Annotated in this window: 20 protein-coding genes; 11 read left to right on the plus strand and 9 right to left on the minus strand. The window is 60.3% G+C overall.

The features are described from left to right. Positions 1 to 10 precede the first annotated feature (10 nt). The 3 genes from Q0478_RS08340 to Q0478_RS08350 are packed head-to-tail and all read right to left on the minus strand — an operon-like array spanning position 11 to position 2,509. The gene (locus Q0478_RS08340; RefSeq protein ID WP_298678235.1) at positions 11 to 982 is read right to left on the minus strand and encodes a threonine/serine dehydratase; all 972 of its coding nucleotides are present in this window, start codon (positions 980 to 982) and stop codon (positions 11 to 13) included. After that, positions 979 to 1,818, minus strand: a complete 840-nt coding sequence (locus Q0478_RS08345; protein ID WP_298678237.1) for an alpha/beta hydrolase — start codon at positions 1,816 to 1,818, stop codon at positions 979 to 981. Before Q0478_RS08345 ends, Q0478_RS08340 begins: the two co-directional genes overlap by 4 nt. Further along, the gene (locus Q0478_RS08350; protein ID WP_298678240.1) at positions 1,811 to 2,509 is read right to left on the minus strand and encodes a haloacid dehalogenase type II; all 699 of its coding nucleotides are present in this window, start codon (positions 2,507 to 2,509) and stop codon (positions 1,811 to 1,813) included. Before Q0478_RS08350 ends, Q0478_RS08345 begins: the two co-directional genes overlap by 8 nt. 197 nt (positions 2,510 to 2,706) lie before the next feature. On the opposite strand from Q0478_RS08350, the gene Q0478_RS08355 reads away from it, so the two are divergent. Continuing rightward, a complete protein-coding gene (locus Q0478_RS08355) occupies positions 2,707 to 3,135 on the plus strand; it encodes a peptidylprolyl isomerase (protein ID WP_298678242.1) in 429 nt (142 codons plus the stop codon). Between the two features lie 128 nt (positions 3,136 to 3,263). Beyond that, positions 3,264 to 3,968, plus strand: coding sequence for a thioredoxin family protein (locus Q0478_RS08360; RefSeq protein WP_298678244.1), 705 nt, complete (start codon positions 3,264 to 3,266; stop codon positions 3,966 to 3,968). A 14-nt stretch (positions 3,969 to 3,982) separates the two neighbouring features. Here Q0478_RS08360 and Q0478_RS08365 read toward each other — a convergent pair whose 3' ends face one another. The 3 genes from Q0478_RS08365 to Q0478_RS08375 are packed head-to-tail and all read right to left on the minus strand — an operon-like array spanning position 3,983 to position 5,828. After that, positions 3,983 to 5,035, minus strand: coding sequence for a YeeE/YedE family protein (locus Q0478_RS08365; protein ID WP_298678247.1), 1,053 nt, complete (start codon positions 5,033 to 5,035; stop codon positions 3,983 to 3,985). A 30-nt stretch (positions 5,036 to 5,065) separates the two neighbouring features. Next, positions 5,066 to 5,410, minus strand: a complete 345-nt coding sequence (locus Q0478_RS08370) for a helix-turn-helix transcriptional regulator (protein WP_298678251.1) — start codon at positions 5,408 to 5,410, stop codon at positions 5,066 to 5,068. Between the two features lie 34 nt (positions 5,411 to 5,444). Further along, positions 5,445 to 5,828, minus strand: a complete 384-nt coding sequence (locus Q0478_RS08375) for a thioredoxin family protein (RefSeq protein ID WP_298678254.1) — start codon at positions 5,826 to 5,828, stop codon at positions 5,445 to 5,447. A 72-nt stretch (positions 5,829 to 5,900) separates the two neighbouring features. Between Q0478_RS08375 and Q0478_RS08380 the strand changes: the two genes are divergently transcribed. The 7 genes from Q0478_RS08380 (at position 5,901) to soxB (ending at position 11,431) form a co-directional block, all read left to right on the plus strand. Next, positions 5,901 to 6,641: a cytochrome c biogenesis protein CcdA gene (locus tag Q0478_RS08380; protein WP_298678257.1), complete on the plus strand. Its 741-nt coding sequence runs from the start codon at positions 5,901 to 5,903 to the stop codon at positions 6,639 to 6,641. A gap of 62 nt (positions 6,642 to 6,703) precedes the next feature. Beyond that, positions 6,704 to 7,267, plus strand: coding sequence for a thioredoxin family protein (locus Q0478_RS08385; protein ID WP_298678260.1), 564 nt, complete (start codon positions 6,704 to 6,706; stop codon positions 7,265 to 7,267). Positions 7,268 to 7,425: 158 nt separating this feature from the next. Continuing rightward, positions 7,426 to 7,902, plus strand: coding sequence for a sulfur oxidation c-type cytochrome SoxX (gene soxX / locus Q0478_RS08390; protein WP_298678263.1), 477 nt, complete (start codon positions 7,426 to 7,428; stop codon positions 7,900 to 7,902). Positions 7,903 to 7,948: 46 nt separating this feature from the next. Beyond that, positions 7,949 to 8,365, plus strand: coding sequence for a thiosulfate oxidation carrier protein SoxY (gene soxY, locus Q0478_RS08395; RefSeq protein ID WP_298678266.1), 417 nt, complete (start codon positions 7,949 to 7,951; stop codon positions 8,363 to 8,365). Positions 8,366 to 8,383: 18 nt separating this feature from the next. Next, on the plus strand, positions 8,384 to 8,713 hold the full coding sequence (gene soxZ / locus Q0478_RS08400; protein ID WP_298678269.1) for a thiosulfate oxidation carrier complex protein SoxZ: 330 nt from the start codon (positions 8,384 to 8,386) through the stop codon (positions 8,711 to 8,713). A 60-nt stretch (positions 8,714 to 8,773) separates the two neighbouring features. Next, entirely contained in the window at positions 8,774 to 9,625 is an 852-nt protein-coding gene (gene soxA, locus Q0478_RS08405) for a sulfur oxidation c-type cytochrome SoxA (protein WP_298678272.1), read from the plus strand. Between the two features lie 108 nt (positions 9,626 to 9,733). Beyond that, positions 9,734 to 11,431: a thiosulfohydrolase SoxB gene (gene soxB, locus Q0478_RS08410; protein ID WP_298678275.1), complete on the plus strand. Its 1,698-nt coding sequence runs from the start codon at positions 9,734 to 9,736 to the stop codon at positions 11,429 to 11,431. A 298-nt stretch (positions 11,432 to 11,729) separates the two neighbouring features. On the opposite strand, the gene Q0478_RS08415 is transcribed toward soxB, so the two are convergent. Continuing rightward, complete coding sequence (locus tag Q0478_RS08415) at positions 11,730 to 12,569, minus strand: MoxR family ATPase (RefSeq protein WP_298678278.1); 840 nt, start codon at positions 12,567 to 12,569, stop codon at positions 11,730 to 11,732. Positions 12,570 to 12,751: 182 nt separating this feature from the next. Here Q0478_RS08415 and dksA point away from each other — a divergent pair, with 182 nt between their 5' ends. After that, a complete protein-coding gene (gene dksA, locus Q0478_RS08420; RefSeq protein WP_298678626.1) occupies positions 12,752 to 13,174 on the plus strand; it encodes an RNA polymerase-binding protein DksA in 423 nt (140 codons plus the stop codon). 72 nt (positions 13,175 to 13,246) lie between these two features. Beyond that, positions 13,247 to 14,413: an FAD-dependent monooxygenase gene (locus Q0478_RS08425; RefSeq protein ID WP_298678280.1), complete on the plus strand. Its 1,167-nt coding sequence runs from the start codon at positions 13,247 to 13,249 to the stop codon at positions 14,411 to 14,413. Between the two features lie 154 nt (positions 14,414 to 14,567). On the opposite strand, the gene eno is transcribed toward Q0478_RS08425, so the two are convergent. Together eno and Q0478_RS08435 are read right to left on the minus strand one after the other, a co-directional pair. Then, complete coding sequence (gene eno, locus Q0478_RS08430; protein ID WP_298678283.1) at positions 14,568 to 15,842, minus strand: phosphopyruvate hydratase; 1,275 nt, start codon at positions 15,840 to 15,842, stop codon at positions 14,568 to 14,570. A gap of 213 nt (positions 15,843 to 16,055) precedes the next feature. Continuing rightward, positions 16,056 to 16,943 (minus strand): DMT family transporter, encoded by an 888-nt coding sequence (locus Q0478_RS08435; RefSeq protein ID WP_298678286.1) that lies wholly within the window; start codon positions 16,941 to 16,943, stop codon positions 16,056 to 16,058. Between the last annotated feature and the right edge of the window lie 55 nt (positions 16,944 to 16,998).

Genomic DNA, 16,998 nt, shown 5'->3' on the forward strand with positions numbered 1-16,998 from the left:
CGTGGCGTGCTCAGGGCAGGGTGGCGAGGGCTTGGGCAAAGATGTCCTGATCGACATTGCCCCCTGTTGTCACGGCGATCAGCGTTTGGGCGCTGGTTTTGTCGCTGTGAAACAGGGCGGCAGCAAGGCCCACGGCACCGCCCGGCTCGACCACGATTTTCAGGCGTTGATAGGCCAGGGCCATGGCTTTGAGCACCTCGTCTTCGCGCACCACGATCCCGGCTTTGCAATGCTGTTGCATCAGCGGGAAGGTAAGCTCCCCGGGCTGGGGGGTGATGATTGCATCGCAGAGCGAGCCTGAAACCTTAGTATTGCGCTGGATCTGGCCTGTTGCGAGCGAGCGGGCTACATCGTCAAAGCCCTCTGGCTCACAGGGGCGCACGGTGAAGGCGGGGGTCTCTGCGGCCAGAGCCAGGGCAATGCCCGAGGTCAAGCCGCCCCCGCCGCAGCACACGAGAACCTCGGCCTCTGTGAGCCCTTCGGCCCGGGCCTGATGGGCAATTTCCAGCCCGGTGGTGCCTTGACCGGCAATCACCTCAGGGTCGTCATAAGGTTTGATGAGGCTCAGGCCGCGGGCCTGTGCCAGCTCTGCGCCGATCTGCTCGCGGTCTTCGCTGGCGCGCTCATAGAGCACCACTTCGGCCCCGAGCGCGCGGGTATTGGCGATTTTGAGTTTGGGCGCATCTGCGGGCATGACAATCACCGCAGGCACCCCATGCAGGGCCGCGGCATAGGCCACGCCCTGTGCGTGATTGCCGGAAGAATAGGCAATGACCCCCTTTTGGCGCAGGGCTGCGGGCCGCGCCGAGAGCGCCGCCCAAGCGCCGCGAAACTTGAAGGAGCCGGTGTGCTGGAGGCATTCGGCTTTCACAAAAACCGGCTTGCCGGCGATCTCGTCCAGAAAGGGAGACGACAGCAGCGGCGTGGTGCGCGCACGGCCTTCAAGGCGGGCGGCGGCGGCGCGGATTTTGTCGATATTCATAGCAGGTCTCTCCAGCTTTGGAGCGCGGCGAGCGCGTCGGGTTCGTCCAGATAGGGGGCATGGCCCCGGTCGGCAATGGTGGCTGCGATCATCTGGGGTTGGCGGGCCTGCATTTGGACAAAGGTTTCGGCGCTGAGCAAGTTCGAATTTGCCCCGCGCAAGGCCAAAAGCGGCAGGCCGTCGAGGCTGTCAAACAGCGGCCAAAGGTCGGGCAGCTCATCGGCCTCAAGCGCGGCTTGCACCCCCAGCGCCAGCGCCGGATCATAGCGCAGCTCAAGCCCGGTGTCGCCCTGAGCATAGAGCCGTGTGATCTCTTCGCGAAAGCGGCTTTCAGGCACGTTTTCAAAGCCTTGAGCCAGATCTGGCCAGACTTTAAGCAGCGCTTGATGGGTTTTGAACGCGGGTTTTTTGCCAATGCGCGTGGCGATATGCTCAAGCCCGCTGCGGCCCAGCTCGGGGCCAACATCATTGAGCGCCACCCCGCACAAGCGCGCCTTGGCGGTGGCGGCGAGGGTCATCGCGATCAGCCCGCCCCGGGAGGTGCCCAAAATGGCCACTTGCGCCAGCGAGAGGTGGTCCAGAAGCTCCAGCACATCGCGGGCCTCGGTGAGGACTGTGTAGCTGTTTGGCGCGCCCCAATCGGATTGGCCCCGGCCGCGACAATCCAACCGGATCACGCGAGTCTGGCCCAAGTGGGGCAGCAGAAAATCAAAATCCCGCCCGTCGCGGGTGAGCCCGGCGAGGCAGAGCAGCGGCGGCGATGTTGCGCCGGGCGTGTCGGGGCCTGTGTCGCTGTAGTGCAGGCTGAGCCCGTCAGACGTCTGAAACCTAGGCATTGGTGTTTTGGGTCAGCAGGGCGGGCAGCGGGGCAAGATCGCTGAGCTGGTGTTTGGGTTTGCCCGGAAGCCTGTCCACCGGCGCGCCGAGGCGGTTGACCCAAACGGTTTCAAAGCCAAAGGATGTGGCGCAGCTTGCATCCCAGCCGTTGGAGGAGACAAAGAGCACCTCATGCGGGCGCAGGCCCAGGGCGGCCTCGACCATGGCGTAAACCTCGGGGGCGGGTTTGAAGATGCCCACAGCATCCACCGAGAGCAGCGCGTCAAACTGGCCTGACAGCCCCGCCGAGCTGACAGCGCCCTCCAACATGGCGGCGGAGCCGTTAGAGAGAATCGCGGTTTGCAGGCCCGCTGCCCGCAGCTCGGCAAGCATTGTGGGCACCTCGGGGTAGGCGGAGAGTGTGAAATAGAGGTCCAGCAAACGGGCCCGCAGCGCAGGGTTTCCCTCCAAGCCGCTGGCCGCCAGCGCGTAGTCCAGCCCATCTTGCGTGACCTGCCAGAAATCGCAGTGTGCGCCGGTGACGGCGCGCAGCCAGGTGTATTGTAGCTGTTTGTCGCGCCAGACAGCGGCCAGGTTCTGCCAGTTTTGGGCAAGCTCGGGGAAGTCGGGTTCGCGCGCGGCCTCGCGGGCGGCGGCCGAGACATCAAACAACGTCCCATAGGCGTCAAAAACGCAGGCTTTCAGGGTCATGTTTGTCTCCAGTGTTCTCTTTGGCCAAACTTTGGGGGAGGGGATGGGAAAGGTCAATGCTGCGGCTGCTGTTGGGCCGGGTGTGGCGGGAGCGGTTTGCAATTGGCGCATGGGGTGCTAAAAAAGCGCCCGAGCCTGAGAACCTGCGCGCTGGCGCGGCCTCTAAATTCACACCCCCCAAAAGAACTGGACACGCCATGAGCGAAGTAAAGAGCGGTGACACCGTGCGCATTCATTATACCGGGACATTGAGCGATGGCTCTGTCTTTGATTCGAGCCAGGGCCAGGACCCGCTTGAGTTTGTTGTCGGCTCCGGCCAGATCATTCCGGGGCTGGATGTGGCCTTGCCGGGCATGGTTGTGGGCGAAGAAAAGCGCGTCGAGATCGCTTCGGACGATGCCTATGGCCCGCATCACGCCGAGGCCCGTCAGGCTGTGCCGCGCGGCGAAATTCCGGCAGAAATTCCGCTTGAGGTTGGCCTTCAGCTTCAGGCCAAGAACGAACGTGGAGAGATCATGCCGCTGACGGTTGTGGAGATCAGTGAGGAAACTGTGGTGCTGGATGCCAATCACCCCCTGGCGGGCAAGGATTTGGTGTTTGAAATCGAGCTGGTCGAGATCGCCTGAGCCGGCTGACCCAACAGCAGGGCGGGGCTGATTTGAAACATAATCTGCCCCGGTCTCGCGAAACCTTGATTGGCGAGTGAGAGCGGCAATGGCTATGCCTGTCTGGACAGTTTCAAAGGAGGCGACCCATGCGGCGCAGCATAGCCCTTGTATTTGTGATGCTTGCAGCTTTGGCCAAGCCGGTTTTGGGCGAAGAGCGCCCGACGGTGGTTGTGGAGCTGTTCACCTCGCAGGGGTGCTCAAGCTGCCCGCCAGCGGATGCCTTTTTGCATGAGTTGGCCGCGCGTGAGGATGTGCTCGCGCTGGGGCTGCATGTGGATTACTGGGATTACATCGGTTGGAAAGATGTGTTTGGTCATGCCGCTTTTTCAGAGCGCCAGCGCGCCTATGCCAAGGCCGGTGGGCGGCGCTCTGTTTACACGCCGCAGATGATCATCAATGGGCAGCAGCATGTTGTGGGCAATCATCCTCAGGAGGTGGCTGCGCTCATCCGCCGGCATCAGGCACAGCCGCCTGAGGCGCGCTTGCGCCTGACGCGGGAGGGGGCGCAGCTGCATGTGGCGGCCGAGGCCGACAGCCGCGCCCCGGCGCGGGCGGTGACTGTTTTGCTGATCCGCTTTTTGCCCGAAGCGGTAACCGACATCAAACGTGGCGAAAACGCGGGCAAGCAAATCAGCTATGCCAATATCGTGACAGAGATCGTTCGGCTTCAGACGTGGGACATGCGCGCGCCCCTGCGGCTCACGGCGCAGCTGGGCGGCACCGCGCGGGCGGCTGTTGTGTTACAGGGGCAGAACGCGGGCCCGATCCTGGCCGCCGCATTGGCCGACTAGCGGCTTTTCGCGGGTTATTCGGCCGGCTGGAACCCTTCAATCAGCTGGCGCAACCCGAAGGCCGCCCCCGCAAACACAGCCGTAAAGGTGACAGGGGCGGAATAGCTGAGCGTGGAAAAGGCCGAGAGCCCCTGGCCAACTGTGCAGCCCATGGCCAAAACCGCGCCGGCGCCCATCAGCGCCGCACCCAGAATCTGGCGGCGCAGCTCGCGGGGATCTTCACAGGCTTCCCAGCGGAAGTGGCCCTTGATGAGCGAGCCGGCGAAGGCGCCCAGCAGCACCCCGCCAACCGAACCGACCGCAAAGGACGGCAGCCCGGCTGAAGCGGTCATCGCGTAAAGCAGCGCCTCGCCAACCGGGGCAGAGTAGCTGTGCGACACCACGGGAAATGCGCCAAAGCCATTCTGTGCGATATAGCCGGAGGCAGCCCAGCCACTGACGATTGCGCCCGCCACCACAAGCGCCCAGAAAGCCGAGGCCGGGCTTTTGCGAAACCCCGAAGAGCAAAGCGCCGCCAAGGCTATCGCCAAGCCGAGGGTGATGCCCAATGTGGCAGGGGCCAACCCGGTTTGTGCAGCGAGAAAATGCGCCAGCCCTGGCGGGGTTGTGGCCATGCCCTGCGGAAACACCCAGATGCGCAGATAGGCCAGCGGGCCGGCCAGCACCGCGTAGGCGGAGACGCCCATCACAAGCACCACGACAAAGGCGCGCATATCGCCCCCGCCCAGACGGGCCAACGCGCCATAGCCGCAGCTGCCTGTCAGCGCCATGCCATAGCCGAACATCAATCCGCCCGAGATAGAGGCGAGCGGCATCCAGGCGATCGAGAGATAAAAGCTGTCTTCCAGCGGCACCAGCCCGGCCCCCGAAAGAGCAAAAGTGCCGGCAATTGCGGCACCTATGGCCAGAAACCACATGCGCAGGCGCAGGGTGTCGTCGCCGTAGAGCGTGTCTTCGATGGCCCCGAGCGTGCAAAAGCGCCCGAGCCGCGCAGCAAGCCCGAGAAGCACGCCGCCAAAAACGCCTGCCAGCGTCACGAAGCTGTTTTCCGAGATCATTTCAAGCATCACACACCCTCCCCAGAGCGGATACAGAGTTTACGCCTCGCTATCGTCGTCGCAAAATAGTTCATAAACAAGCTCCAAGACACGCTTGGGGCGATTGTCTGCCAGACGGTAGAAGATAGCCTTGCCCTCGCGGCGCGGCACGACAAGGCCTTCCAGACGCAAGCGCGAGAGCTGCTGGCTCACGGCGGCCTGACGCGCTGAGAGCAGGCTCTCCAGCTCGGTCACGGATTTTTCGCCCGTCACCAGATGACAGAGGATCATCAGGCGGCCCTCGTGGCTCACGGTTTTCAGAAAATTGGACGCCTTGGTGGCATTGTCCATGAATTTGTCGAGCTCTGCGTCGCTGAGATCATCGCTGAATTGTGGAAGTCCCATCGGGTCTCCTTTGGCGGGGCTTGGCCCTGAATGTCTAGTTTCCCGCGGCTGTTTCGGCGGGTTTTGTGTAATTGGTTTTGGCCTTTAACATCATTTCCAGCAAACCCCAGAAAAAATCTTCGCCCGGGTAACCCTCTATGCGGCCAATTTCTACGCCATTCTCCACCAAAATGAAAGTGGGCGTGAAAACGGCAGGGCGGGCAAAGCGCAGCCCTTCGGGGGTGCCCTCGCGGATATTGACCACCCGCAGGGGCGCAAAGGCCCCCTCAGCGGTTTTGGGATAAATCGGGCCGATCTCGCTGTGCCATGTTTCGCAATGCGCGCAGCCCTTTTGCTCGACCATCACGAGTTCAACGGCAACGGCCTGTCCCGCCAGAAACACAAGAGCTGCCAGAGCGGCAAAAAGACGGGTCAGCATGGCATCATCATTGACTGTTTGAATTACACTCAACATAATCTGAATATGTAAATTTTACAAGGATCGCAGGCCATGCTCGGGGAAATCACCTATTGGGGCGCGATGCTCGCGGGGTTCGTGGCGTTTTTCACGCCCTGCATTCTGCCGATGGTGCCTTTTTATCTCAGCTATATGGCCGGGCTTTCCATGAGCGAGCTGCGCGGCGACGGCGATATTGCGCCGGGTGCGCAGCGCCGGCTGGTCGTGTCGGCGGCTATGTTTGCGCTTGGTGTGACGACGATTTTCATGCTGCTGGGGCTGGGAGCCACGGCGCTGGGGCAGGCCTTTGCGCAGTTCAAGGAGCCGCTGTCTTATCTGGCGGCGGCGGTGATTTTCCTGTTTGGGCTGCATTTTCTTGGGGTTATCCGGATCGGGTTTCTCTATCGCGAGGCGCGTATGGAGAGCAAAGCGGACCCCTCAACCGTTTTGGGCGCCTATCTGATGGGGTTGGCCTTCGGATTTGGCTGGACGGCCTGTGTCGGCCCCGTTCTGGCCTCTATCCTGTTTATTGCCAGCGGAATGGGCGAAGTCTGGCGGGGCGGGGTGTTGCTGATGTGCTTTGGCCTCGGAATGACGGCGCCATTTGTGGTGGCGGCGTTTTTTGCCCGGCCTTTTCTGGCCTTCATGGCGCGGTTCCGCGCCTATCAGGGGCATGTTGAGAAAGTCATGGGCATCATGCTGATCGTCTTTGCGATTCTCATCGCCACCAATTCGGTCAACATGATCGCCAATTGGATGATCGAGCTCTTTCCCAGCTTTCAATCGCTCGGGTGAGGGCTGCGCCGCAAAAGACAGAAGCCATTAGGCACCGGAGAGACGATACTGGGGAGATTAAAATGAGACCTATTCTGGCACTATTGACCACGCTCTGTTTGGCGCTGCCGCTTCAGGCGGCTGAGCTGGGCGATGACGGGCTGCACAAAGCCTCATGGATGCGCGACACCTTCAAGGATCTGCGGGAAGATCTTGCTGAAGCCAACGCCGAAGGCAAGCGCCTGGCAATCATCATTGAGCAGCGTGGCTGTATCTATTGCAAGAAGATGCACGAAGAGGTTTTCATCGAACCGGCCATTGATGCCTATATCCGGGAAAATTATTTCGTCATTCAGATCAACATGTTCGGAGATGTTGAGGTGACCGATTTTGATGGCGAGACCCTGCCTGAGAAAGAGATGGTGCAAAAGTGGGGCGCGCTTTTCACGCCCTTGATGATCTATTTCCCCGAAGCGGTGCCCGAGGCCACAAGCGCGCCGCGCGCGGCGGTTGCGCAGGTGCCGGGGGCCTTTGGCAAATGGACGACCCTCAACATGCTGACCTGGGTGAAAGAGAAGGGCTATGAAACGGGCGAGCCTTTTCAAAAATATCACGCACGCCGGTTGGAGACGCAACTTTCGGACTGAAATTCCGGCTGTTGGCTCACAAGAGACCACAGGGCCTTGGAAGGCTCTGTTTTGCGTAAATTCATTTTCGTGAATTTGTTGTTGCGAGTCTGCGAGCGGTCCACTACGGTATGCAAAGCTAACCTAGCTTGAGAACACGGGTAGCCCAGGGAGGAAGTATGAGGTTCACAACACTCGCATTGGCGGCAACGCTGACAGCTGGAACGGCCTTCGCCGAAACAGTCGCACCGGCAGATGTCGTTTATACAGAATATGGCGCAGTCGAAAAATCACTGAGCGGCACGCCCGGCTCTGTGGAAGGGGGCATTGATGTCTATGCCAATCGCAGCAAAGGCAATTGTGTCGCTTGTCATGTGATCAGCTCGCTGCCCGATGTCGCGTTTCCGGGCAATGTCGGCCCCGCCCTTGATGGCGTGGCGGACCGCTGGACGGAGGCCGAGTTGCGCGGCATTCTGAGCAATTCAAAACTGACATTCGAAGGCACGGTCATGCCCGCCTATTACCGTGTTGACGGGTTCACCCGTCCTGGCAACGCCTATACAGGCAAGGCGCCAGACGGACCGCTTGACCCGCTTTTGAGCGCCCAGCAGATCGAAGATGTTGTGGCATACCTTATGACACTGAAAGAAGAGTGAGCCAGCTTGCTGGGGCGCTTTGAGAGAGACGTAAAAGGAGATAGAGATGGAATTCTCACGACGTGATACGCTGGCCCTCGGGGCGGGTGCTGTTGCCCTGACAATTCTGCCGTTCCAGGCCACAGCGGCTGCGGACGACATGATTGCAGCGTTTACAGGTGGCGCGGATGTGGCTGACGGCGGTGTAACGCTGACAGCCCCCGAAATCGCTGAAAACGGCAATACTGTGCCGGTCAGTGTTTCGGCCGAAGGCGCGCAGGCAATCCTGCTGCTGGCCGCTGGCAACCCGACGCCTGATGTGGCGACCTTCAATTTTGGCACGCTTTCAGGCAGCCAGAGCGCATCCACACGCATCCGCCTTGCTGGCACACAGGATGTTGTGGCTGTTGCCAAGCTTGCCGATGGCAGCTTTGCCCGTGCGAGCCAGACAGTTAAAGTGACAATTGGCGGCTGCGGCGGCTAATCAGAGGAGACGAAAAACATGGCAGATGGTGTAAAACCCCGCGTCAAAGCGCCCAAGTCGGCGGCCGCTGGTGAAGTGGTGACGATCAAGACTCTGATCAGCCACAAGATGGAATCAGGCCAGCGCAAAGACAGCGACGGCAACAAGATCCCGCGCTCGATCATCAACCGTTTTACCGCCGAATTTAACGGCGCGTTGGTGATTGACGTAGAACTTGCTCCGGCGATTTCTACAAACCCTTACTTCGAATTCGAAGCAACTGTTCCGGAAGCCGGTGATTTCAAGTTCACCTGGTATGATGATGATGGTTCGGTCTACGAAGACAGCAAGTCAGTCAAAATCGCCTGATCAACAGGCAGAGGCGCCTTGCCCCGCAGAAGGGCAAGGTGCTTTCCAAGGGAGGAACGCATGAACTTCAAGACACTGTCACTGATCAGCGCGGTTGCGTTGGCCTTGCCAACACTCGGCATGGCGGACCCAGATGATGATACGCTGGTGATCAACGAAGAAATAGAAATGGTAACAAAAACAGCAGCGCCTGCGCATCTTGCAGATGCTGTTGACGAGGTTATGTCAGGCTGGCATTTCCGCTCGGATGAAACCCAGGCGATGCAGGCCGATGACTTTGACAACCCCGGCATGATGTTTGTCGAGCAGGGGGTTGAAATTTGGAATGCAGTGGACGGCAGTGAGGGCAAATCCTGTGCAAGCTGTCATGGATCGCCTGAGGCGATGGCCGGCGTGCGCCCTGTTTATCCCAAGTGGAACGAAGCGGCAGGCGAAGTGCGCACGCTGCAAATGCAAGTCAACGACTGCCGTGAGAACCGCATGGGCGCGAAGCCCTGGAAAACAGACAAGGGCGGCTCCATTCCCATGGAAGCGCTGCTCGCATCTGTTTCGCGCGGTCTGCCTGTGAATGTGGCCATCGACGGCCCGGCGCAGGCAACCTGGGAAATGGGCAAAGAGCTCTATTACACCCGCACAGGCCAGCTTGAGCTGTCGTGCGCCAATTGCCATGAAGACAACTATGGCAATATGATCCGGGCCGACCACTTGAGCCAGGGCCAGATCAACGGCTTCCCGACCTATCGTTTGAAAAACGCCAAGCTCAATGGTGTTCACAGCCGCTTCAAAGGCTGCGTGCGCGACACCCGCGCGGAAACATTCAGCCCCGGCAGCCCCGAGTTTGTGGCGCTTGAGCTTTATGTCGCCAGCCGCGGCAATGGTCTGTCGGTCGAAGGTCCGTCAGTCCGCAACTAAACAACCGAAGCCCGCATTCCTTTTGGGGTGCGGGCTTTAATTTGTCAAAACGCATTAGATTTTATGCATATGTTGCCAGTCTGATGCCAGAAGAAGGGTTCCCCTGCCATGATCTCCCGTCGCGATTTTCTGCAAGTCTCAATGGCCGCTTCGGCACTTTACGGTGCGAGCGGCTTTGGCAATTGGGCCCGTTTGGCGGCGCAGCAGGCGCTGACGCAAGACCAGCTTCTGGAGTTTGAAACCTACGGCAATGTGAGCCTTATTCACGTCACGGATATTCATGCCCAGATGAAGCCGATCTATTTCCGCGAGCCGGAAGTGAACATTGGTGTGGGTGTCAACAACGGCCATGTGCCGCATATCACGGGCGCCGAGTTCCGCAAGCTTTATGGCATTGCCGATGGCTCACCTTCAGCTTACGCCCTGACATATAACGACTTTACCTCGCTTGCCCAACAATATGGCCGTGTTGGCGGGCTGGACCGTGTGGCGACTGTGATCAACGCGATCCGCGCTGACCGCCCTGATGCGCTGCTTCTGGACGGGGGCGACACATGGCATGGCTCCTACACCTGCTACCAGACCGAGGGGCAGGATATGGTCAACGTGATGAACGCGCTCAAGCCCGATGCGATGACCTTCCACTGGGAGTTTACGCTGGGTTCGGAGCGGGTGAATGAGCTTGTCTCGAGCCTGCCGTTTACCTCGCTTGGGCAGAATATTTTTGACGCGGAATGGGACGAGCCGGCCGAGCTCTTCAAGCCTTACAAGTTCTTTGAGCGCGGCGGCGTGAAGGTTGCCGTGATCGGGCAGGCCTTCCCTTACATGCCGATTGCCAACCCACGCTGGATGTTCCCCGAATACTCCTTCGGCATCCGCGAAGACAATATGGCCGCGATGGTGCAGGAAGTGCGCGAGCAAGGCGCCGAGCTGGTTGTGGTGCTGAGCCACAACGGGTTTGATGTGGACAAGAAAATGGCCGCAAACGTGGAGGGCATTGACGTGATCCTGTCAGGCCACACCCATGATGCGCTGCCCGAGCCTGTGCTGGTTGGCAAAACCCATATTGTGGCCTCCGGCTCCAACGGCAAGTTTGTGAGCCGTGTGGACCTTGATGTGCGCGACGGCGAGATGAAGGGCATCCGCCACAAGCTGATCCCGATTTTCTCGGATGTTATCACGCCAGATCAAGAGGTTGCGGCGCTGATTGATGCGCAGCGCGCGCCTTATGAGGACAAGCTCAAAGAAGTGATCGGGACAACAGACTCGCTGCTTTACCGCCGCGGAAACTTCAACGGCTCCTGGGACGATCTCATTTGCAACGCGCTGATTTCGGAGCGCGAAGCCGATATCGCCATGAGCCCTGGTGTGCGTTGGGGGCCAAGCATTCTGCCCGGCCAGGAGATCACGCGGGAAGATATTTGGAACGTAACGTCAATGACTTACGGGGAAGCCTACCGCAGCGAGATGACCGGTGAATTCATCAAGGTGATCCTTGAGGATGTGGGCGACAACCTGTTCAACCCAGACCCCTACTACCAGCAGGGTGGCGACATGGTCCGCATCGGCGGCATGGGCTACAAGATCGACGTGAGCAAGCCCCAGGGCGAGCGCATCAGCGATATGACCCTCTTGAAGACGGGCGAAGCGATTGATCCGGCGAAAAACTATGTTGTCGCGGGCTGGGCCAGCGTCAACGAGGGCACGGAAGGCCCGCAGATCTGGGATGTGGTGGAGAACCACATTCGCAAACAGGGCACGATCAAGCTTGAAGAGAATAACTCGGTGCAGGTTAAGGGCGCGTAAACCGCACGTTTGCAAAAATATTTGCCCGATTTGAAACTAAAAACGCCCGCGAGATTTCGCGGGCGTTTTTTGCATTTGGTGGAGATTTTCGGCTGACGGCGACCCGCTGGGGACGCTGCCTATAGCGCGCTTAGCGCGCGGAACCGACAGAGCGCACTTGCTGCGCGGAGTCGGCCCCAGAGCAGCGGACAGCTGGGGGGCCAGCCCCCCAGATTCAAAAGCCTTTGGGCTTTTGAATCATCCCCCCGGGATATTTGTGGCAATAAGAAAGGGAGGACGGACGGCTTCGGGGGCGTTGTCAGCGTTGTTGACGAGCCATGAAGGCGAGGCGCTCGAAGAGGTGCACGTCTTGCTCGTTTTTGAGGAGTGCGCCGTGCAGCTTGGGCAGGGCGTTTTTGCCATCGCGTTTGAGGTCTTCGGACGTGAGGTCTTCGGCGAGCAGCAGCTTGAGCCAGTCGAGCACCTCGGAGGTGGAGGGCTTTTTCTTCAGGCCCGCCTGATCGCGAATTTCATAAAATTGTGTGAGCGCGGTTGTCAGGAGCTGTTCCTTGATGCCGGCGTGATGCACCTCGACGATCTGGCGCATGGTGTCCATATCGGGGAAGCGGATGTAGTGAAAGAAGCAGCGGCGCAGGAAGGCGTCGGGGAGTTCTTTCTCGTTGTTGGACGTGATGATGATCACCGGGCGGTTCTGGGCGCGGATGGTTTCGCCTGTTTCGTAGACGTGGAACTCCATCCTATCGAGCTCTTGCAGCAAGTCGTTGGGGAATTCGATGTCGGCCTTGTCGACCTCATCAATCAGCAGCACCACGCGCTCCTCGGAGGTGAACGCCTCCCAGAGCTTGCCCTTTTTGATGTAGTTGCTCACATCATGCACGCGCGCCTCGCCAAGCTGGCTGTCGCGCAGCCGCGAGACGGCATCATATTCATAAAGCCCCTGCTGCGCTTTGGTGGTGGATTTGATGTTCCATTCGATCATTTTCATGCCGAGCGCTTTGGCGACCTGGCGGGCCAGCTCGGTTTTGCCTGTGCCTGGCTCGCCCTTGACCAGCAAGGGGCGTTCCAATGTGACAGCGGCGTTGACGGCTGTTTTCAGATCATCTGTGGCGATATAAGCGTCGGTTCCGTGAAATTTCATCTGCGGCTGGCCCTGTTGTTTGAAGTCTTCGCGGGCAAACTACCTGAGAGGCAATTTCACCGCAATCTGATGTTATGGGGTAGTGACAAACAGCTTTCTTCGGAGTATCAGCGGCGCATAAGAAGCGCGCACTGAAGGAGAAACCCGTGTCATTGACGCGCTCAAAAGCAGAGGAAAAGGAAATGAAAGCTGAGCTTTTTCTACCTGAAGATTACCGTCCTGCCGAGGATGAACCTTTTATGAATGACCTTCAGCTTGAGTATTTTCGTCGCAAATTGACATCTTGGCGTGAAGAATTGCTTGAGGGCAGCCGCGACACCATTGAAGGCTTGCAAGAAAGCACGCGCAACATTCCTGATTCTGCGGATCGTGCTTCTGAAGAGACAGACCGCGCCCTTGAGCTGCGCACCCGCGACCGCCAACGCAAGCTTGTCTCCAAGATCGATTCTGCTCTGCGCCGGATTGATGAAGGCGAGTTTGGCTATTGCGAGGTGACGGGCGATCCGATTTCGCTCAAGCGGCTGGATGCGCGCCCGATTGCCACCATGAGCCTGGAAGCGCAGGAGCGCCATGAGCGGCGCGAAAAAGTGCACCGCGACGATTGAGCTCTGTGGGGGCGAAGAGAAGAATGGGCGTCGGAGCGGTGGTTCCGGCGCTTTTTTGTTGGGAGATGAGGGATGCTCGACGGTCTTAAGGTGATTGTGATTGGCGCGGGAATCGGCGGATTGGCTGTGGCGCGTGCGCTGGCGTTGCGCGGGGCCGATGTGACGGTGCTTGAGCAGGCCGCAGAGATCACCGAGGTGGGCGCGGGGATTCAGATTTCGCCCAACGGGCTGGCGGTGCTGCGTGCTTTGGGGCTGGAGGCCGAGCTTGAGGCGGGCGGCGCGGTATTGGCTGACACTGTGGCTTTGAAAGACTACCGGGGCGGGGCGGTGCTGGATCTGGATCTGACCCAGCTTTCGCCCCATAAATATTACTTTGTTCACCGCGCCGATCTGATTGATTTGCTGGCGCAGGGCGCGCGGGCGGCCGGTGTGAAAATCCAGCTTTTGCAGAAGGTTGAGGCTGTTGAGGACGGCGCTGTGGGGCAGGTTATTCTGCGCGGCGGTGCGCGGCGGGAGGCGGCGCTTGTGGTGGGCTGTGATGGTGTGCATTCGCGGGTGCGCCCGGCGCTCAACGGGCCGTCAGAGCCGTTTTTCACCGGCCATGCGGCCTGGCGTGCGACGGTGCCCAACCTTTGGGGGCGGCGCAGCGACGTGCAGGTGCATATGGGGCCGGGGCGGCATCTTGTGAGCTATCCGATTTGTGGCGGGGCGCGGGTCAATCTGGTGGCGGTCCAAGAGCAGCAGAGCTGGGTGGCCGAAAGCTGGACGCTGGCCGACAGCCCTGCCAATCTGCGGGCGGCGTTTCACGATTTTGGACCCGAGGCGCAGGCGATGTTGGCCGCCGTGCAGAGCGTGCATTACTGGGGGTTGTTTCGCCATGAGGTGGCGGCGCGCTGGCATGGGCAGAGCCTGGCTGTGTTGGGCGATGCCGCCCATCCGACTCTGCCGTTCCTGGCGCAGGGGGCCGTGATGGCGCTGGAGGATGCCTATGGTCTGGCGCAGTCTCTTGCGGGGGCAGATGGCTTGCAAGAGGGGCTCGCCGCCTATCAGCAGCTGCGCGCGGCGCGGGCGCAAAAAGTGGTGCGCACCGCCACGGGCAATGCGCGCAAATACCACCTCAGTTTCGGGCCTCTGCGCTTTGCGGCGCACAGCGTTTTGCGCCTTGGCGGGGCGGTTGCGCCGCGGGCGATGCTGCGCCAGTTTGACTGGCTTTACGGCTACGACATCACCCAGATCTGAGCGCGTTAACACATCCAGAATCTAAAGAATCGGGGGGGTGAAAAGCGTGCACACCCCGTGCACTTTGCGTGCACCGCCCAAACAGCTTTTGAGCGCGCACAAAAAAGCCGCCGTTCGTAAAGCAGGCGAACGGCGGCTTAAGCTTTGAGGCCGATTATTTAAGGATCGAGCGGCCCGCATAGAGCGCGGATTCGCCAAGCTGTTCTTCAATGCGGATGAGCTGGTTGTATTTCGCCAGCCGGTCCGAGCGTGCGAGCGAGCCGGTTTTGATCTGGCCGCAATTGGTGGCCACGGCGAGGTCGGCGATGGTGGCATCTTCGGTTTCGCCCGAGCGGTGCGACATGACATTGGTCATGCGCGCGCGGTGGGCCATATCGACGGCCTTGAGCGTTTCCGACAGCGTGCCGATCTGGTTCACCTTCACCAGCATGGAGTTGGCGCAGCCGCGCTCGATTCCCATGGCGAGCCGCTCGGGGTTGGTGACAAAAAGGTCGTCGCCCACAAGCTGCACGCTCTCGCCGAGCCTGTCGGTGAGCGCCTTCCAGCCCTCCCAGTCATCTTCCGAGCAGCCGTCTTCGATCGAGATGATCGGGTAGTCGGCGCAGAGGGCGGCGAGGTAGTCGACATTTTCCTCTGGGGTGAGCGATTTGCCTTCGCCGGCGAGCTCGTATTTGCCGCCCTTGAAGTATTCTGTCGCGGCGCAGTCGAGCGCGAGGTAGATGTCTTCACCCGCCTTATATCCGGCTTTCTCGATGGACTTCAGAATGAAATCAAGCGCCTCGCGGGTGCTGGCGATATTGGGGGCAAAGCCGCCTTCATCGCCCACACCCGTGGCGAGGCCTGCGGCGGAGAGCTCTTTCTTGAGCGTGTGAAAGACTTCCGCGCCCATGCGAATGGCGTCGCGGATGTTGCCCGCACTCACCGGCATGATCATGAATTCCTGAATGTCGATGGGGTTGTCGGCGTGTTCCCCGCCATTGATGATGTTCATCATGGGCACAGGCAGGGTGCGCGCAGAGGTGCCCCCGACATAGCGAAACAGAGGTTGCGCACAGACATCCGCCGCTGCCTTGGCCGCAGCCAAGGACACGCCCAAAATTGCGTTCGCCCCCAGTCGGGATTTGTTGGGCGTGCCATCAAGCTCGATCATGACCGCATCCAACAGCTCCTGCTCGGTGGCGTCCATGCCGATGAGCGCTTCGGCGATCTCGCCATTGACCGAGGCGCAGGCCTCCAGCACGCCCTTGCCCATATAGCGGCGCGTGTCGCCGTCGCGCTTCTCGGCGGCTTCATAAGCGCCCGTCGAGGCCCCCGAAGGCACGGCCGCGCGCCCCATGCTGCCGTCTTCCAACACAACATCCACCTCAACAGTGGGGTTGCCGCGGCTGTCAAGAATCTCGCGGGCGTGAATGTCGATGATGATGCTCATGGCAGGATGATCCCTCTGGTTGCGTTGTGCTGTTCATAGGCGCTTGAGCGCCACGCGCAAGGACGGTAGCGCCAACATGGGCGTTTTGGCGCAACCCCTTCGGGCTTTTTCTTGGCAAAATACTCTGGGGGGAGGCGTGAAAAGCCCAAAGGCTTTTGACGCTGGGGGGCGAGCCCCCCACGGGTCGGATTTGGCGCAGCCAAATTCGATCCCCTAGATCGGCTCGCCAGACGCGCGGGCGTGCCGGGCCAGCTTACGCTCGCGCAACACCGTATAGAGCCCGGAGGCAATGATCAGCACGGCCCCCAGATAGGTGAGTGCATCCGGTGATTCGTCAAAGACGATGTATCCCAGCACGATGGAGAACAAGAGCCGCGTGTAGCGAAACGGCATGATGGCCGAGGCCTCCCCCAGCCGCATGGCCACAACGATCATGTAATATCCGATAATCCCGAAGAAGACACCGATCGCAAGGTAGAGCCCGGTTGTGCGGCTCAGCGCGACAGCGGGCTCGCCGGCCAGCATCAGCAAGGGCACCGCCAGCACAAAAGAGGCCGCGCCGTAAAAGGACACCACCATCGACGAGGTGTTGGCCGGCACCAGCCGGGTGAGCAGGTCGCGCGCGGCAATCCCGCCCACCGCCACCAGCACAAAGAGCGCTGCGGGGTTAAAGCCCTCAAGGCCGGGGCGGATGATGATCAACACGCCCAGAAAGCCCGTCAGGATCGCGGCCCAACGCCGCCAGCCGACCTGTTCGCCCATAAAAAGCGCTGCGCCCAGGGTGATGGCCAGCGGAGTTGCCTGAAACACCGCCGCCACGGTGGAAAGCGGCACCAGCCAGAGCGCGGTGATAAAGGCCGAAGCCGCCAGCGTATCGGCCAGCGTGCGCCAGAAAATCACCCGTGTGCGGTAGCGGCGGGCAAAGACATTCACCCCTTGCAGCCGCGCAAGGCCGCCAAACACCAGCGCCGATGCGCCGCCCAGCCACAGAAAAATCTGCCAGCGCGGCAGGGTCAGCGTCAGATGTTTGATGAAGCTGTCTTCCACAGCAAAGGCAGCCATGGCCGCTGTCAGAAGAAGAATGCCGCGCAGGTTGTTCATGGGGGGATCCGCAAAAGTTACCCGCCACCTTTCAGCGAAAGCGGACAGCAGTGCA

Source organism: uncultured Lentibacter sp., from assembly GCF_937123735.1.
GTDB lineage: Bacteria > Pseudomonadota > Alphaproteobacteria > Rhodobacterales > Rhodobacteraceae > Lentibacter.

Bases quoted from the DNA above. Each gene is read 5' to 3' on its own strand.
- soxX (WP_298678263.1), top strand. From the start codon at position 7,426: ATGAGGTTCACAACACTCGCATTGGCGGCAACGCTGACAGCTGGAACG.
- soxA (WP_298678272.1), top strand. From the start codon at position 8,774: ATGAACTTCAAGACACTGTCACTGATCAGCGCGGTTGCGTTGGCCTTG.
- Q0478_RS08415 (WP_298678278.1), bottom strand. From the start codon at position 12,569: ATGAAATTTCACGGAACCGACGCTTATATCGCCACAGATGATCTGAAA.
- Q0478_RS08425 (WP_298678280.1), top strand. From the start codon at position 13,247: ATGCTCGACGGTCTTAAGGTGATTGTGATTGGCGCGGGAATCGGCGGA.
- Q0478_RS08360 (WP_298678244.1), top strand. From the start codon at position 3,264: ATGCGGCGCAGCATAGCCCTTGTATTTGTGATGCTTGCAGCTTTGGCC.
- Q0478_RS08350 (WP_298678240.1), bottom strand. From the start codon at position 2,509: ATGACCCTGAAAGCCTGCGTTTTTGACGCCTATGGGACGTTGTTTGAT.
- Q0478_RS08375 (WP_298678254.1), bottom strand. From the start codon at position 5,828: ATGCTGACCCGTCTTTTTGCCGCTCTGGCAGCTCTTGTGTTTCTGGCG.
- eno (WP_298678283.1), bottom strand. From the start codon at position 15,842: ATGAGCATCATCATCGACATTCACGCCCGCGAGATTCTTGACAGCCGC.
- soxB (WP_298678275.1), top strand. From the start codon at position 9,734: ATGATCTCCCGTCGCGATTTTCTGCAAGTCTCAATGGCCGCTTCGGCA.
- Q0478_RS08385 (WP_298678260.1), top strand. From the start codon at position 6,704: ATGAGACCTATTCTGGCACTATTGACCACGCTCTGTTTGGCGCTGCCG.
- Q0478_RS08355 (WP_298678242.1), top strand. From the start codon at position 2,707: ATGAGCGAAGTAAAGAGCGGTGACACCGTGCGCATTCATTATACCGGG.
- Q0478_RS08345 (WP_298678237.1), bottom strand. From the start codon at position 1,818: ATGCCTAGGTTTCAGACGTCTGACGGGCTCAGCCTGCACTACAGCGAC.
- soxZ (WP_298678269.1), top strand. From the start codon at position 8,384: ATGGCAGATGGTGTAAAACCCCGCGTCAAAGCGCCCAAGTCGGCGGCC.
- soxY (WP_298678266.1), top strand. From the start codon at position 7,949: ATGGAATTCTCACGACGTGATACGCTGGCCCTCGGGGCGGGTGCTGTT.
- Q0478_RS08365 (WP_298678247.1), bottom strand. From the start codon at position 5,035: ATGCTTGAAATGATCTCGGAAAACAGCTTCGTGACGCTGGCAGGCGTT.
- dksA (WP_298678626.1), top strand. From the start codon at position 12,752: ATGAAAGCTGAGCTTTTTCTACCTGAAGATTACCGTCCTGCCGAGGAT.
- Q0478_RS08435 (WP_298678286.1), bottom strand. From the start codon at position 16,943: ATGAACAACCTGCGCGGCATTCTTCTTCTGACAGCGGCCATGGCTGCC.
- Q0478_RS08340 (WP_298678235.1), bottom strand. From the start codon at position 982: ATGAATATCGACAAAATCCGCGCCGCCGCCGCCCGCCTTGAAGGCCGT.
- Q0478_RS08380 (WP_298678257.1), top strand. From the start codon at position 5,901: ATGCTCGGGGAAATCACCTATTGGGGCGCGATGCTCGCGGGGTTCGTG.
- Q0478_RS08370 (WP_298678251.1), bottom strand. From the start codon at position 5,410: ATGGGACTTCCACAATTCAGCGATGATCTCAGCGACGCAGAGCTCGAC.